At 62.0% G+C, this 15,152-nt stretch carries 13 protein-coding genes; 6 read left to right on the top strand and 7 right to left on the bottom strand.

Going from position 1 to position 15,152, the window contains the following annotated elements; genetic code table 11:
- The first annotated feature begins 132 nt into the window (after nucleotides 1–132).
- Together AQZ59_RS05990 and AQZ59_RS05985 are read left to right on the top strand one after the other, a co-directional pair.
- On the top strand, nucleotides 133–1,707 hold the full coding sequence (locus AQZ59_RS05990) for an anthranilate synthase component 1 (protein WP_062613765.1): 1,575 nt from the start codon (nucleotides 133–135) through the stop codon (nucleotides 1,705–1,707).
- Complete coding sequence (locus tag AQZ59_RS05985) at nucleotides 1,704–2,315, top strand: glutamine amidotransferase-related protein (protein WP_062613764.1); 612 nt, start codon at nucleotides 1,704–1,706, stop codon at nucleotides 2,313–2,315. Before AQZ59_RS05990 ends, AQZ59_RS05985 begins: the two co-directional genes overlap by 4 nt.
- A gap of 175 nt (nucleotides 2,316–2,490) precedes the next feature.
- On the opposite strand, the gene AQZ59_RS05980 is transcribed toward AQZ59_RS05985, so the two are convergent.
- From AQZ59_RS05980 to pdxS, 5 genes are all read right to left on the bottom strand, one after another.
- On the bottom strand, nucleotides 2,491–2,808 hold the full coding sequence (locus AQZ59_RS05980) for a branched-chain amino acid transporter permease (RefSeq protein ID WP_062613763.1): 318 nt from the start codon (nucleotides 2,806–2,808) through the stop codon (nucleotides 2,491–2,493).
- Nucleotides 2,805–3,581: an AzlC family ABC transporter permease gene (locus AQZ59_RS05975; protein WP_062613762.1), complete on the bottom strand. Its 777-nt coding sequence runs from the start codon at nucleotides 3,579–3,581 to the stop codon at nucleotides 2,805–2,807. The genes AQZ59_RS05980 and AQZ59_RS05975 overlap by 4 nt, the downstream gene beginning before the upstream one ends.
- Nucleotides 3,542–3,901 carry a DUF3137 domain-containing protein gene (locus AQZ59_RS05970; protein WP_062613761.1) on the bottom strand — a complete coding sequence of 120 codons (360 nt, stop codon included), beginning with the start codon at nucleotides 3,899–3,901 and terminating at the stop codon, nucleotides 3,542–3,544. Before AQZ59_RS05970 ends, AQZ59_RS05975 begins: the two co-directional genes overlap by 40 nt.
- 76 nt (nucleotides 3,902–3,977) lie before the next feature.
- A complete protein-coding gene (locus AQZ59_RS05965) occupies nucleotides 3,978–5,327 on the bottom strand; it encodes a peptidase U32 family protein (protein WP_236698678.1) in 1,350 nt (449 codons plus the stop codon).
- A gap of 84 nt (nucleotides 5,328–5,411) precedes the next feature.
- Nucleotides 5,412–6,293 (bottom strand): pyridoxal 5'-phosphate synthase lyase subunit PdxS, encoded by an 882-nt coding sequence (pdxS, locus tag AQZ59_RS05960; RefSeq protein ID WP_062613854.1) that lies wholly within the window; start codon nucleotides 6,291–6,293, stop codon nucleotides 5,412–5,414.
- Nucleotides 6,294–6,388: 95 nt separating this feature from the next.
- On the opposite strand from pdxS, the gene AQZ59_RS05955 reads away from it, so the two are divergent.
- Entirely contained in the window at nucleotides 6,389–7,726 is a 1,338-nt protein-coding gene (locus AQZ59_RS05955; RefSeq protein WP_062613759.1) for an aminotransferase-like domain-containing protein, read from the top strand.
- A 3-nt stretch (nucleotides 7,727–7,729) separates the two neighbouring features.
- Here AQZ59_RS05955 and AQZ59_RS05950 read toward each other — a convergent pair whose 3' ends face one another.
- A complete protein-coding gene (locus AQZ59_RS05950; RefSeq protein ID WP_062613758.1) occupies nucleotides 7,730–8,341 on the bottom strand; it encodes a YgjV family protein in 612 nt (203 codons plus the stop codon).
- 156 nt (nucleotides 8,342–8,497) lie between these two features.
- Between AQZ59_RS05950 and AQZ59_RS05945 the strand changes: the two genes are divergently transcribed.
- Entirely contained in the window at nucleotides 8,498–8,800 is a 303-nt protein-coding gene (locus AQZ59_RS05945; RefSeq protein ID WP_062613757.1) for a thiamine-binding protein, read from the top strand.
- Nucleotides 8,801–9,115: 315 nt separating this feature from the next.
- On the opposite strand, the gene AQZ59_RS05940 is transcribed toward AQZ59_RS05945, so the two are convergent.
- Complete coding sequence (locus AQZ59_RS05940) at nucleotides 9,116–12,421, bottom strand: Cna B-type domain-containing protein (RefSeq protein ID WP_160326877.1); 3,306 nt, start codon at nucleotides 12,419–12,421, stop codon at nucleotides 9,116–9,118.
- Here AQZ59_RS05940 and AQZ59_RS09420 point away from each other — a divergent pair.
- Together AQZ59_RS09420 and AQZ59_RS05935 are read left to right on the top strand one after the other, a co-directional pair.
- Nucleotides 12,410–12,631, top strand: a complete 222-nt coding sequence (locus AQZ59_RS09420) for a hypothetical protein (RefSeq protein WP_143602190.1) — start codon at nucleotides 12,410–12,412, stop codon at nucleotides 12,629–12,631. The two genes, AQZ59_RS05940 and AQZ59_RS09420, sit on opposite strands and share 12 nt — an antisense overlap.
- Nucleotides 12,632–12,666: 35 nt before the next feature.
- Nucleotides 12,667–15,102 (top strand): Cna B-type domain-containing protein, encoded by a 2,436-nt coding sequence (locus AQZ59_RS05935; RefSeq protein WP_062613756.1) that lies wholly within the window; start codon nucleotides 12,667–12,669, stop codon nucleotides 15,100–15,102.
- Nucleotides 15,103–15,152: the final 50 nt, after the last annotated feature.

Raw genomic sequence — 15,152 nt, 5'->3', positions numbered from 1 at the left:
CCCCCGCCTGCTAAATTGTTTCCATGAACAACGGTCAGTGGTGGTGGCTCTAGACGAGCCTTCCAGTGTTGACCCCAAGGCTCGTGCGAAAGCTACGAGCCTTTTTTGTAGCCTTCGCCGGAAAGGGCAGACATGAAGATTTACCGCAGGCAGGTGCCCTACGTCGACGACGTAGCGGCGCTCATCCCCTACCTGGACGCGCGCGACTCCGGCTACGACCCCTCCACACTCATGCTCCTGGAGTCGGCGGACATCGAGACCCGCCAGGGTCTGACCTCCATCGCGATCCTACGCGCGTCGGTGCGCGCCACCTGCGAAGGCCAGTCGGTCACGCTCGAGCCGCTCACGGCCACCGGGCGCATCATTGCCGAGGACGTTCTCGCCGGGCTTTCCGGCCTGTGCCGCGTGGAGGGCAACCAGGCGATCTTCGAAGTGTCGCACGACGTCGACGAGCGGGCCCGCCTGCTCGCACCCTCCACCGTGGAGCCCCTGCGCCGACTGCTGGCCCTCGACTTCGGCGACGCGCAGCCATGGGTAGGCGGCACCTTCGCCTACGACTACGTGGCCACCTTCGAGGACCTGCCGGGCGTGGCGGAGTCGGCCAACACCTGCCCCGATTACCAGTTCGTACTCGGGGAGGTGGTGCTGGTGGTGGACCACACGGCTCGCACGGCCGAGCTCATCCAGGCTGACGCCACGGGTACCGGCTCCGACGTCGACGATCTGGCCTCCGCCCTGACGCACGCGCAGGAGGCGCTCGCGGCAGCGCAAGCCTCCCCTGGTGCAACGCCGGCGGCGGACGCGGCCGGCCCGAACGGCGTTGTGAAAGCGAAAGCAGACATCAGCGACGCGGGATACCGGGAGATCGTGGCGCAGATGAAGGAGGCGATCGTCCGCGGGGACATCTACCAGGCGGTGCCGGCGCGAACGTTCACGCTGGCGTGCCCGGAAGCGGCGGCGGCGTACGCCAGGCTGAAGGAGTCGAACGCGAGTCCGTACATGTTCTTCCAGCGCGGGGTGGGGCGCGATGGGAAGCCGTTCGAGCTGTTTGGGGCGTCGCCGGAGTCGAACCTAAAGTTTGACGCGGCCACCCGCGAGGTCGAGCTCTACCCGATCGCCGGCACGCGGCCACGCGGGCGTGGGGCGGACGGGGCGATCAGCCACGAGCTGGACATCCGCGCTGAGCTCGACATGCGCACGGACGCCAAGGAGCTCGCCGAACACACGATGCTGGTGGACCTGGCGCGCAACGACCTCGCGCGCGTGGCCACGCCCGGCACCCGGCAGGTGGCGGCGCTGCTGCAGGTGGACAGGTACTCGCACGTGATGCACCTGGTGTCGCGGGTGACGGCACGTCTGGCCGACGGCATGGACGCACTCGACGCCTACCGGGCCTGCATGAACATGGGCACGCTGACCGGCGCGCCGAAGATCAAGGCAACCGAGCTGCTGCGGTTGCTCGAGGGGCGCCGGCGCGGCTCGTACGGGGGTGCGATCGGGTACCTGCGCGGGGATGGGTCGATGGACACGTGCATCGTGATTCGCTCGGCGTTCGTGGCCGGCGGCGTGGCGGCCGTGCAGGCGGGCGCGGGCGTGGTGCGCGATTCGAACCCGCAGTCCGAGGCGGATGAGACCCTGCACAAGGCCCGGGCCGTCCTGGAAGCCATCGCCCGAGCTCAGGGTAAGAAACTGGAGGTGGAGCGATGATCGTCCTGCTCGATAACCAAGATTCCTTCGTCTACAACCTGCTGGACGCGTTCGCCGGCACGGGCCGGGAGTGCGTGGTGGTGCGCAATACGACGCCGGTGTCCGCCATCACCGACCTGGGCCCGGAGATGATCTGCCTCTCGCCCGGGCCGGGCCACCCGCGCGAGGCGGGCGTGATGATGGAACTCATCGACACGGTGGTGGGTCAGATCCCGATCCTGGGCGTATGCCTGGGTTTTCAGGCCCTGCTCGAGCATTGGGGCGGGGTGGTGCGCGCGTGTGGACCCGAGCATGGCCGCGCGATTCCCATGACCCTGACCGAGGCTGGCCTGGCCAGCCCTATCTTCGCCGGCCTCGCCACCGACACGCTCCCCGACCAGCCCGGACGCTCCGTGCCCGTGGCGCGCTACCACGCGCTCGGCTGCACCGACGTGCCCGAGCAGATGGAGGCGCTTGCCACCACTCCCACGCAGATCGGTGACGTGGTCATGGCCGCGCGCAGCCGGGACGGCAAGGCACTCGGCTTCCAGTTTCACCCCGAGTCGGTGCTGACGATGTCCGGGCCCACGATGCTCGAACGCGCGATCGAGGAGCTGACGGCTGACTGACCAGCCCCAAAGACCGGCTCTAGTCGGCCCCGGCACAACTCGTGAATCTGAAGGCGACCAGGCCCCTATAGAAATCGGCAACCGGTATATTCACGACTTCTGTCGGCACAGCGCCAAGACAGGGTGCGCGAGCCCGAGTGGGCGCCGATAATTTGGGTTGGCGGTCCCGCCGAGGCTAGCTAACCAGCGCGAGGACCAACGCGAACATCCCCGTACCCGCCAGCAGCGAGGCCAGGACCTTGCGGAAAGCCAAGTGCACGCCGAGCGTGGTGGGCACCCCGGCGGCCGGAGGCATCCAGGAATCGGCGCTGGCAAAGGTGACGTCCTGGAGGGTGAAGATGACGAGGATCAGCATCACGCCCGCGGGCATGGCGGCGCCGAGGTAGGCGAGGGTCTCGGAGTCGCGGACCTTGGACAGGAACACAAAGGGCGCGGCTCGCAGAGAGAATGTGATGGCCGTGGTGACAGCGATGATCGCAATAATGTAGTTCATGGCATGGAGTCCCTTCGCTCCCGGCTGTGCTCGGTGCGGCGCTCCCGGCCCGGCCGGCTCACTGCCCTGCCCAGCGCGCCGACAGGCTCCCCGACCACCGACTCGACACGCGAGGCAATGAGCAGCGCCACTGTGAACAGGACCAGCGCGGCCAACAGGTACACAGAAGACGGCAGGAACAGCGCCCCCACGCCGATGACGGCGGCGAGCGCGAAGTCCACCCGCTTGCGGTTGGCCAGGTAGGACTCAAGCATGAGCACCACGAACAGGGAGGTGAGGACGAAGTTGAGGATCCGTGAGTCTATGGGCACGGCCAGGCCCACGAGCGCCCCGAGCGTACACCCAAATATCCACGTGGAATGAGCGAAGACCTGGATCCACACCACGCGCTCCCCCGTCAGCTCTTCCCAGGGTTTGGAGGCGACCACGGCGTAGACCTCGTCGGTGAGCGCGTGTATCGAATAGAGCTTGGCCAGTAGATGCCGCACCAGGTCGAGTGGGAAGCTGATCCCGTAGAAGGCGTGCCGGAACTGGATGAACAACGTGGCAAGCGCAACGGCAGCGATCGGCTCACGGGTCACGATCATTGGGACCACCAGGTACTGCATCGACCCCGAGTAGATAAACACCGCGAAGATCGGCGCCCACCACCACTCGAGGCCCGCGCCCGTCAGCGTCATCCCCATGCCCATCCCGAGCGGGACGTAGCCCAAACCGACCGGCAGGGCATCTTTCAGGGCCAACGCGAACGCGGACGGGGAAGCAGGGGACATACAAAAAACCTACGGCCGCCACCCCACCGGGGCAACCCGGTCCACAACGTGACCGTGACCGGGCACTGCTCCTCGTAGCCCACGAGCGCGCGGAGCACGTAAAGGTTGAGGAGCGTGCGAGCCGAGAGCTCGTCGGTGCAATAGACGTTGAATGTCTCGTTGACGCGGATGTCTTCCGTTTCGGTTTTCTTCTCGCCCTTGCGGGCCGCCTCGCACCCCACCTGCTTTTCGCGCCCGAACAGGCCTTTGCCCGTGGGGATGATCCGGATGTGGCCGGACGGTCCCGGGACGGATTGGCGGGATTCCGTTCGCGAAGCCATCTGCGTACGTTCAGGTAGCGTTTCCGTGTGGTTTCCGACGACGCCGCCGCCCAGCTCGCGCCCGGCCGTGCGGCTCTTAGCCGGCGTGGTGGAGGCGGGCCCGAACCCGGACCATCGCGCCCACGGGCACGGGTACCGGACAGGGCATCGAGAATTCGCGCGCGGGGAAGTTGATCTCGGCAACGGGGTTGCCGTCGGCGTCCTGGAGGCCGTCGGCAGGGACGGCCATCGCCACGGGGGCCGAGCCCGGGAAGAGGATCTCCATCTCCTTGCCCGGGGCCAGCTTGTTCTTCGCGTGCAGGCGGAGGCGGGAGGTTGCGGGGTCGTAGCCCGTGACGATTCCCGCGAGCAGCCACTCGTTAATGTAGCCGCCCCTGTGGATCTCCTCGCCCGCGGGGTTTTCCGGGTAGTAGAAGCCGGTGGAGTAGGCACGGTGGGTGACCTTGAACGGCTCGTCGTGTAGCCAGGTCGGGAAGGTGACGGGGGTGGCCGGGCGAGGGGCGGCGGGCAGGTGGACCTGGTCGTGGAAGGGGACGAGAGTTGCGCCGGCGGCGTCCTCGAAACCGCGCTGGACCATGTACTCCCCCACAGCCGTCTTGTAAGCGTTGGTCATGGCGGCCACGTAATAGGCGCTCTTCGCGCGGCCCTCGATCTTGAGGGAGGTGACTCCGGCGTCGAGGATGTCGTCGATGTGGGTGAGCGTGTTCATATCGTTGGAGTTGAACAGGAACGTGCCCTGGTCTGTGATCTCCACAGGGATGAACTGGCCCGGCCGGCGCTCCTCCACCACGTGGTACTTGTAGCGGCAGGACTGGGCGCAATCGCCGTGGTTGGCGTCACGGCCGGTGGTGTGTTGGGAGATAAGGCAGCGGCCCGAGAACGCCATGCACATCGAGCCGTGCACGAAGGCCTCGATCTCCAGCTCGGGAGGGGTGTGAGCGCGGAGCTCACGGATGTCGGCAAGGCTGAGCTCGCGGGCCAAGACCACACGGGTGGCGCCCAGTTGGGCCAGCGCGTTCGCCGCCTGGTAGTTCGTGACCCCCGCCTGCGTGGAGACGTGGATCTCCGTGTTCGGGGCCACCTGGCGGGCGGCCATAAGCACCCCGATGTCAGTGACGATGAGGGCGTCCACCCCGATCTCCCCCAGTTGGCCCATGTACTCGTTCATGGAAGTGACCTCGGCGGAGGTGGGCAGGATGTTGCAGGTGACGAACACGCGCCCGCCGCGTTCATGGGCGTAGGCGACCGCCTCGGCGATATCCTCCAGTGTGAAGTTTTTCGGGGCCGACCGCATGCCAAATTCCTGGCCGCCGAAGTAGACCGCATCAGCGCCGAAGTCGAAGGCGGTTTTCAGGGTGGCGAGGTTGCCGGCCGGGGCCAGGACCTCGGGGCGGGTGCGGCGGCGGACGCCAAAAGGTTCGATCACGACCGTAAGCATAGCCGGCCGCCCCGCCGGGCTACCAGCTGGCTGGCGCGGCCGGGCCAGTCTTGCCGGCCTGCGGGCGCGCTTCTACCAACCGCGCTCTGCCAGCCGGTGCGGGGCCGGCAGGTCGGCCACGTTGATCCCCACCATGGCTTCGCCCAGCCCGCGGGAGACCTCGGCGATCACCTGCGGGTCGTCGAAGGAGGCGGTGGCCTTGACGATGGCGGCGGCGCGGGCCTTGGGGTCACCGGACTTGAAGATGCCGGAGCCCACGAACACTCCGTCCGCGCCGAGTTGCATCATCATGGCGGCATCTGCCGGGGTGGCCACGCCTCCGGCCACGAAGAGCGGCACGGGCAGCTTGCCCTCGCGGGCCACCTGGGCCACGAGGTCGTAGGGAGCGGCGAGGTCCTTGGCGGCAACAAACAGCTCATCCTCGGTCAGGCCCTTAAGCTCGCCGATTTCCTTGGTGATCTGGCGGATGTGCTTGGTGGCTTCGGAGACGTCGCCGGTGCCTGCCTCGCCCTTGGAGCGGATCATGGCGGCGCCTTCGTTGATGCGGCGCAGCGCCTCGCCGAGGTTGGTGGCCCCGCACACGAACGGTACGGTGAACTCGCGCTTGTTGATGTGGTTGACGTAGTCGGCGGGTGAGAGCACTTCGGATTCGTCTACCCAGTCGATGCCGAGCACCTGCAGCACCTGCGCTTCGACGAAGTGGCCGATGCGCGCCTTGGCCATGACGGGGATAGACACGGCTTTCATGATGCCTTCGATGAGGTCGGGGTCGGACATGCGAGCCACCCCGCCTTCGGCGCGGATGTCGGCGGGCACGCGCTCGAGTGCCATGACGGCCACGGCCCCCGCCTCCGCGGCGATCTTGGCCTGCTCGGCGGTGACCACGTCCATGATCACCCCGCCCTTGAGACCGGCTGCGAGTTGGAGTTTGTTGTCTTCAATGGTGTAACTCATGGTCTCCATTCTCGCCCGCGTATGGTCTACAATTAAGTCCACTTCTCGCCTACATTTTTAGACCACCCATACCCCCGCATCCCAGGAAGTACCCCGTGCCCTCCATTCCCGCCACCATCGTCGCCGACATCCGCGCCCGCCTCGAGTCCGGCTCTCTCACCCCTGGCGACCGCCTCCCCTCCACCCGCGCCCTCGCCGACGAACTCGGCGTCTCCCGCGGCTCCGTTGTCAGCGCTTACGAACAGCTCGAAGGCGAGGGCATCCTCCTCGCCTCCCGCTCGGGCAGCCGCATTCACCCGGCCCTCGTCGACACCGCCCAGCCCTCCTCCCCTCGTTCACCTTCGCCAATAACACCGTCACCCCCGTCCCTGCTCCGCCCTGGCGCGCCCCTAGAGGCACTGACCAGTTCGGCCTGGCGCGCAGCTTGGCGGGCCGCCGTGGCCGAACCGCACGCCTACCCCAGCCCGGGTTCGCCGCGCCTGCGCTATCTGCTCGCCGAGCACCTCCGCCTCACCCGGGCCGTCAGCATCGACCCGGAGCGGATCCTCATCACCGCCGGCGCCCGCGACGGCCTGCGCGCCACCCTCGCCGCGCTCGCCGCCTCCGCCCAAACCGGCCAAACCCAAACCAGCCACCCCCACCGCCTCGCCGTCGAGGACCCGGGCTTTGGCTCGCTCCGCGCGGTGCCGGCCTCAATCGGCTGGGACGCCATGCCGGTCACCACAGACGGCGAGGGCCTCTCCCCGGCGGCGCTCTATGTCCTCGCGCCCGCCGCCGCACTCGTCACCCCGAATCACCAGTTCCCCTTCGGCCTGCAGATGCCCGCATCCCGCCGCCGCGAGCTGGTCGAATGGCGCCGCGCCACCCCGGGCGCGCTCCTCATCGAGGACGACTACGACTCCGAACTGCGCGCCACCCACCCCGCGCTCGTGGCGCTCGACCCCACAGGCACCGCCCTGCTCGGCTCCTTCGCCAAGACCCTCACGCCCGCCCTCGGCCTCGGCTACGTGATCGCCCCGCCTGGGCTGCGCGCCGCTATCGAGGCCCGCCTCATCCCCGTCTCCGGCATCGCCCAGGACGCGCTGTCCAACTTCCTCGCCGCCGACGGCCTTCGCCTCCACACGGCCCGCATGCGCCGCGAATACAAGCACCGCCGCGGCTTGTTCGAGCGGATTTTCCCCGAGGGCCGCACGATGGACGGCGGGCTTGGCGCCATTATTCCTTTGTCTGACGACGACGAAACCACCGCCCTCGCCCGCGCACGGCACGCGGGGTTGGCGGTGGAGTCACTCGGTCAGTATTGGTCGGGGCGGGGTCGGCGGCCAGGCATCGTGGTCGGTCTGGGTGCCGGTAGCAGGGAGAAACTCTCGGCGGCCTTGAGCCAGCTGCGGCAGATCATCCCCGCGCCCGCCGCCCCAGCGCCCGCCCCCTAAATCTCAGACGCCGCGGACCAGCAGGTCGCCGCGATCGGCGAAGCCTTGCTTGGCAAAGTACACGGGGTCGGCGGCGTCGCGCAGGGGCACCGCCACGGAGTTAACCGCGAGGCCCTCGAACAGCGAGGCGTTGCCGTAGAGGAACGCGCCGGGCGTAAGGTCGCGGAAGCGTTCGGTGACGTAGTCGATGAGGATGTGGCCGGTGTCGCCCTCTGGGCGGAGGGCGAACAGGCCGATGACCTCGTCTTCGTGCATGAGGAGGAAGGCGCGGGCACTGGGGAGGGCAGCGCGGTCGAAGCGTGGAAAGGCCTCGGCGATGGCGGCGGCGTGGCGGTCGAGGAAGCGGGCGACCAGCGGCTCTCCGGCGTCGACGTCGAGCACGGAGTAGCCGCGTTCCCCGTCGTCGCGGGTGAGGCGCCACAGCCAGTAGGCGTCGATGATGACGATCACGCCGTTCATGGCGGCGTAGGGCCAAATGCCGAAGTAGATGTTGTAGACGGTGGCGATGAAGGAGCCCAGGAGGTTGAGCACCCGGAATCGGCGGATGCTTGGCACCATGAGCGAGACGATCACGAGCACGGATCCCGCCCATCCAATAAACTCCCACAGCGGCATGTTTGTCTCCATTTCTGTTCGGCATCGTGACATGTCTTTGGCACGGTGGCACAAGTATATGAGCGTTGTAGCACGGCCCACGGGCACCTTGTGCGAAAGTGCCGAAGGTCGCACAATCGCATAAACTTGGGGCGGTTCTTGATGAAAGGAAATACCATGCTTCTTGCGTTCTCGATCGCCCCGCAAACCTCCGACCAGCCCGACGGCTCCGTTTCCGAGGCGGTAGCCGCGGCGGTGAAGATCGTCAATGAGTCGGGACTGCCGAACGAGACCACCTCCATGTTCACCACCCTCGAGGGCGAGTGGGATGAGGTGATGGCCGTGGTCAAGGCGTGCGTGGAGGAGCTGGAGAAGCGCACGCCGCGCATCTCGCTGGTGATGAAGGCCGACATCCGCCCGGGCTACACGGGCCAGATCACGGCGAAGGTGGAGCGGGTGAACAAGCTGCTCGAGCAGTAGGACAGCACCGCCACCAGCGATTAAGGGATGGTAGATGACAGCTCACCGGCTTCAGCTGGCGTGGTAAGGACAAGGCGCTGATCCCGCGGAGGCCGGCAAGTACGGTTACACGTGGGTAGACCCGTCCGATCCGCGTTACTGCGAGACCCACACGTTGATGTGCGACGAGGACGCGCGCGGTCGGCACCCCCAGTAGGATAAAGTCCGCGCGCTACATGCTTTAAATGAGTTTGGCCGGCCACTTCACTTGGAGTGGCCGGCCAAACTGTTACGGGCTAAGCGCTACCTGTTTGTTAGGTTGCGCGTGGCGTGTTGTTACGCCCGGTTTCGCCTAACTAGCGCCACGCCAGCGCCAAGCAGGCCAAGCGCAAGGGCAACGGTCATGCCGATCTCAACACCCGTGCGTGGCATCGGGTCACGCGGCTTTTCTGGCTTGTGCGGGGTCGGCCCCGGAGGCGTGTCCTTGGTGTTGGTCACCACATAACCATCGGTTGCGCTGCCATTAATAGAAGCCGTGTAGTCAGGCACTTCTACCTCAGCCACCGTGTATGCGATCTCGGTCTTTTCACCGTTAACCGTCACAAACTTCGGCAGGTCCTCAAACGTGGCCTTCCAACCGTCCTTAGCGGTCAGCTCCAAAGACTTACCCGTGTCCTTACCATCAGCCAACAACTTGATAGTCACAGAACCCGGACGGTCCGATTCCACATCACCAGACCACTTCTTCTCCACAGGTACCGAGGTAACGGCAGGAGCGTCCTTAGTGTTAGTCACCACGAACCCGTCTGCTGCACTACCACTAATAGAAGCCGTGTAGCCCTCAACAGAGAGCTCTTCAACCGCGTAAGTGATTTTTGCGCGCTTACCGTCAATGATCACGAACTGAGGAAGATCTATGAACGTGTGCTTCCATTCGTTCTCAGCGTTTAGTTCGACAGGGTCACCAACTGGGTTGGTTTCCTCATTGATCGTTCTGGTCAGCTGAACCTCAACTGGTTTTGTTGAACCCGGATCAAGATCTTTACCCGCATGATCCTTCCAAACCTTGGTTACATCCACCTTCGTGGTGGGAGGTACCTCAGTGTTCGTGACAGTGAAGCCGTCTACCGCGTCACCTTCTACCTTGATAGTGAATCCGCTGACGCCTAGTTCCTTGACGGAGTAGGAGATCTTGAGTTCCTTGGCGTTCTCGGAATTCTCCTCGCCAATGGTCTTAGTGGCCGGGAGGCTCTCAAAGGTATACGTCCAGTCATTCGTCTCATCGAGCACTACTGGATCACCCACGGGGCTCTTGTTAATGCCGTCGGTAGATTGAAGGAGCTGCACGTTAACAGGTGACATTGCTAATGGGGCAGTGATCGTCAAGCCGTCCAGCGCCGTGCCCCCCAACTCAACTGTGTTGACTCCGTCAACGCCCTGCTCTTCAACCGAGTACTTGACCTCTACCTGCTTGCCGTCAACGGTCTTGGTTTTAGGCAGGTCCTTGAACGTATGCGTCCAGTTGTTGTCCGCATTCAGCTGAGCCGGCTGGCCAATGTAGAACGTGTCTTTGCCAACTGATCCCACTAGCTGCACCTTGACCGCAACCTTGGAAGCGTCGTCAAGGTCGTTGCCCTCTGCGTCCTTCCACGCCTTGGAAACCTGCACCTCAGTCTTTTCGGGGGTTCCGAATTCAAGGCCACCGTTTGAGCCAATACCGCCACCACGCGGAGCCTGGTTCTTCGTAATCCTCAACCTTGCCCAGGATTTCGCGTTGCCTTTAGCATTCTGATCAGTAATGGTCTTTAGGCCTGCGTTTTGAAGCGAGGTTCGGTAATCACTGGACTCGTCGGACTCGCGCTCCTCGCCATCGAACACCTGCTTTTTACCAGGATTCTCGGCATCGAAACGCGGCTTGTTGTAGCCGCCATCCTTGTAGAGGGTGGACTCACCGCCACCGAGCATACGCGGATCGATAAGCATACGTGCGGAAGTGGAACCACCATAGGCGTCATGCGCAATATCGTCGCCCCAGTGGTGATCGTTAGAGCTTGGAGATTTGTTATCGAATACTGCTACGCCATTCGTGACGTGAATCTTCATGCTACCTGTTGGGCAGAGCCAAACACCGCCGCCGACTCCAACAAAGCTTCCTTTGGTTGTGCTGTTCTCAGTGATGAGCGTGTCCATGAAGTGAGCGGTATAAGACTTCGTCGCGACGTAGACGCCGCCGCCCTGCTGGTTGGCATTATTCCCTTCAATCAAGCCGGCATTGAGATTCACGGCATTCGATATCACGTTAATACCGCCCCCGGTGCGAGTGGCGCTATTACGCACCACGCTGCCCCCGTTCATTGTGAATCGGGCGGGAGAGACCTTGGTCCATTCTTGCGGTTTACGCTCCCCGAAGTGCTGTTTCGTCCATCGGCTGCCGTCCGAATCGATCTCTTGGTAAGTGTTAGGATCGCCGTTAATGTACATATCCATCACGTTTACGCCGCCGCCGTTTGGCGCTTGGTTGTCCGCGATGGTACCACCATTCATAGTGACGTCAGCATTTCCGAAGATATCGATACCTCCACCGGCAAAAGCTGCTTTACCCCGCGAGATTTCGCCGCCATTGAACACTAGCGTTGAGCGCGTGTCCGATGTGTCATCGCCGGGTTTTACGTTGCTCTCATTCAGCCAGTGGCTCACGTTGATATTGCCGGCCCAACCAGTGTTGTCAGTCAGCGTGCCGCCGTTAATTGTTAGATGGGCACCACTAAAAACACCGATGCCACCAGCTTCTCCGTATGCGTATGGGCTGTAATCGGATTGCCCCTCAGAAATCTCGCCGCCGTTCATCACCATCGTAGCGCCGTCAGTCAATGCGACGTTCGCCGCACCAAACTGGCCTCCCTTGCGCTGATTGTCAGTGATCTTACCGTCGTTAAGGGTGAACTTTGCGTCCCGGCCCTTGACGGTAACTGCACCCTCGCCGCCGTTACTCATCTTACGTGCACCCGTAACAGTGCCGGCGTTCATCACTAGTTCGCCTTCCACGAGAATGGTTGGGGAGAAGCTGGAGCCCTTTACAACATTTTCGTATTGTGCGCGCGAGTCAATAGTGATGCCCGCACCGTTTCCAGTTCCGTCAGAGAGGGTTAGTTTTGCACCCTTTTCAACCTTCAGTAGGCTGCCCGTGAAATCACCATCATCGCGAATGATCTTGCTTTCTGATGACCACGCAGCTGTGTTTGCATCCACTAGCTCAATATCTGCGCCAGCGGGAATGACGATGGTCTTCGTCAGCAAAGTCTCGGTACCGTTACCAATTTCGATCCTGGTCGGTGTAGTTCCAGCCTGCGCGATGAGTTTTTCTAGATGGTCCGGCTCACAGTACAGAACCCGGCCCTCTTCGTAGCACTTTAGGACCTGCCTGTCGGGGGATTCTGGCGCGGCCTCGGCAACCGGAGGAAGGCCGGTGCCCATCACCACTAGAAATACTGTTAAACATGCTACCCACAAGGCTGGGAGAAACCTGTAGTGCTTTATGCTTTTCACTTTTCCACTTTCTTCAGAGTGCAACACAAGCTTCGGAATACGGCCGGAGAGCTTATAGGACGAAACTATGCTGTCAAAGGAATCGTGAAGAAACAAGATATTACTTTATGTCGACAAGATTATCACGATGCGAGCCAACACCTAGCGGGATCGTCGGACACGATCCGGCATGTCGCCCGGCGCGAAGAGTTGCCGGAAACACAAAAGAATTCGTTCACGCAAATGATCGCGATAAAGGCTTGGGAATTAAGTCCAAAATGTGAAAGACTCGAAATTACGATACGCGTGATCTGGCCCGTTGTTTAGCAGACCAGAGGCCGCTGTTGTGAGAGGAGCAAATAATGATGGGCCGTTGGATGCGGTCGTTAGGAATTTTGCTGGCCACAGTGTTGGCAACAGTCGGGTTGACTGGCGGAGTAGCTCAGGCAGCTGATATTAATTCCTGGGACGACGTTATTACTGCGGTTAATGGTCTTGGTGACGGCGAGTCAACAGAACTGTCAATCGAATCAGAAATAACCGTGGAAAACGGGGCGCAGCCGCTGGTTGTGCCCGCGGGGAAACGAGTCACCCTAACGGGTAGCGGAAAGATCAGCGGAAATGGGTCCCCACTCTTCACGGTAGAAGAGGGAGGAACGCTCACCCTATCCGGCCCGACTTTCACAAACGCGCAGTTTAGCGTTGCGGGCGATATGAACCTTGTGGGCGGCGCGATCCGCGACACTGCGGTAACCGGCCCGGTCATTTTTGTTAACGGAGGAACGTTAACAATAGGTGGAGACGCTGAGTTTTCTGGTAACAACGTTTCAGATGAGTCTGGTGAACTTCGCCCGGCAGGGGTAGAAAAAGAAAAATATTCTCCAATCACTGCCTACAACGGCACCGTGCGAGTAGAGGGCGGAAAGCTTAGCGGCAATCATGGACTGCGTTACGGCGGCGCGATTGGCCTATGGGCGCGAGATGGCGGAACGCCTACTTTCGAGATGACGGGCGGAACGTTAATTGGAAACGTGGTTAGCCACCCCAATTACAATGGCCGCGGCGGCGCAGTTTACGGTGAGAGAACCTCGGTGAATATAACTGGAGGCACCGTACAGGAGAACATCACGGAGATCGGTGCTGGTCTTGCCTTTATCAATAGCGACGTTGCTCTGTCAGGCGGCCTTGTCGTTCAAGGGAACAACAACGGGGATTACAAAGGCGTCGGCGGCGGCCTCTTTCAAAGTGGAGGCATGCTGAACATCAGCGGCGCAACGTTTACAAAGAACGTGTCCACTGGTTCCGGCGGTGCGATCTACACAGAGGGCGATACGAAGGTCGATATTGCCGGCGCCGATATATCTTCTAACAACGCTGCGAGGTCTGGTGGAGGCGTTGCCTTCAATGGAACTACGAAGGCTGTGATCCACGCTGCAGTTTTGAGCGGTAACACCTCTAATGGCTTCTGGGGCGGTGGCGCAATGTACAGCGACACCAAAGCCGAGGTTACGATTTACAACGGTCTCATTCGTGACAACGTCATCAAGCCCGGTTTTCTCATCCAAGCCGGCAACCATCCTGTGAGTGCTCAAGGCGGCGGTGTCTGGAACTGCCCCACGGGTTCTACCGTTATGCACGTGACGCGCGGCGTGGCGATTTTTGACAATGTGGCACCCGATGTCTTTAAGGGGCAAAATAAGGGTGCCGGCCATGATTTCGCTAGCATCATCAAACACGAGTTCGATGAGCCGGTAGCAGGTCATGCGGTCGAGGTTACTGAGCGTATGCTCGGTGGTAGCCCTCGCGCTTGGTATCAGGACGGTTCGATTTATGGTATTCACGGTAACTGGTCCGCTAAGGGAAAGGTTCCGCGCTACTCAGCTGATGGAGACAACACCGCCATCAAACCAAACGAAAAGGTTACTAACAACATTGCTTTCAAGTCGGTCCCAACGCCCGACGCTAAGGCTATCGCGGAGATTCTTGCGACTGTGAAGATCACCGATAACGTCGCCACCGGCACTGGTATTTCCGGGGCTGGCATTGCCAACAACGGCAAGCTAACTTTTGGCGAGCCTGATGCGTGGAAACTGAAGTTGGAAAAGAAGTGGGCTAATGATGATCCAGAAGATCGCCCCGAGAGCATTTCGGTGGACGTGAAACTTGGTGACAAGACGTTGCAGACCGTCGAGCTCACAAAGAAGAACGATTGGAAGGCCGAGCTAGCCAACTATCCCGATCCGAGCACGCTCATTGATGCCAAGACGGGCGAGACTATCCCGCTGACCTTCGTTGAGCATGAAGTCAAAGGCTACATGGCTCACGACGCTGTATTGTCGCAAAACAAAGACACAAAGACGATCGAGGTTGAAATCGTTAACGAACCTCCCACGTCGATCAAGGTTGAAAAGCAGTGGTCTGGTGATGTGGAATCGGACCGTCCGGGTTCTGTGACTATCAAGTTGTTGGCTGATGGTAAGGACACGGGTAAGTCTTTGGAGCTGACCGCTAAGGACGGTTGGAAGGCCACGTTTGAGGACCTGCCGAAGTTTGTGACGGTTAACGGTGAAAAGACCGAGATCGCATACACGGTGGCTGAGGTAGAAGTGCCTGACTACACGGCTTCTATTAATGGCAGCGCAACCGATGGTTATGTGGTGACCAATACTAAGGACACCCCGCCGCCTTCACGGCCCCCATTGGTTCGCACAGGTATAGCAGTTGGAGGCCTGGCAGGAGTGGGCGTGGCCCTGCTCGCTGCGGGAATCTGGGCTGTATCCAAACGCCGCCGCGTGTAAGCAAGCGCGGGTGGGTCCGCAAATCTGCGGGCCCACCCGGCTAACATGAA

Source organism: Trueperella bernardiae (assembly GCF_001469025.1).
Taxonomy (GTDB): Bacteria; Actinomycetota; Actinomycetes; order Actinomycetales; family Actinomycetaceae; genus Trueperella; species Trueperella bernardiae.
Note: the sequence above shows the minus strand (reverse complement) of the source record. Positions and strands in the feature narration are given on the sequence as shown.

Coding starts and splice junctions, on each gene's coding strand:
- AQZ59_RS05990 (WP_062613765.1), top strand. CDS start 133: ATGAAGATTTACCGCAGGCAGGTGCCCTACGTCGACGACGTAGCGGCG.
- AQZ59_RS05985 (WP_062613764.1), top strand. CDS start 1,704: ATGATCGTCCTGCTCGATAACCAAGATTCCTTCGTCTACAACCTGCTG.
- AQZ59_RS05980 (WP_062613763.1), bottom strand. CDS start 2,808: ATGAACTACATTATTGCGATCATCGCTGTCACCACGGCCATCACATTC.
- AQZ59_RS05975 (WP_062613762.1), bottom strand. CDS start 3,581: ATGTCCCCTGCTTCCCCGTCCGCGTTCGCGTTGGCCCTGAAAGATGCC.
- AQZ59_RS05970 (WP_062613761.1), bottom strand. CDS start 3,901: ATGGCTTCGCGAACGGAATCCCGCCAATCCGTCCCGGGACCGTCCGGC.
- pdxS (WP_062613854.1), bottom strand. CDS start 6,293: ATGAGTTACACCATTGAAGACAACAAACTCCAACTCGCAGCCGGTCTC.
- AQZ59_RS05950 (WP_062613758.1), bottom strand. CDS start 8,341: ATGCCGCTGTGGGAGTTTATTGGATGGGCGGGATCCGTGCTCGTGATC.
- AQZ59_RS05945 (WP_062613757.1), top strand. CDS start 8,498: ATGCTTCTTGCGTTCTCGATCGCCCCGCAAACCTCCGACCAGCCCGAC.
- AQZ59_RS05935 (WP_062613756.1), top strand. CDS start 12,667: ATGATGGGCCGTTGGATGCGGTCGTTAGGAATTTTGCTGGCCACAGTG.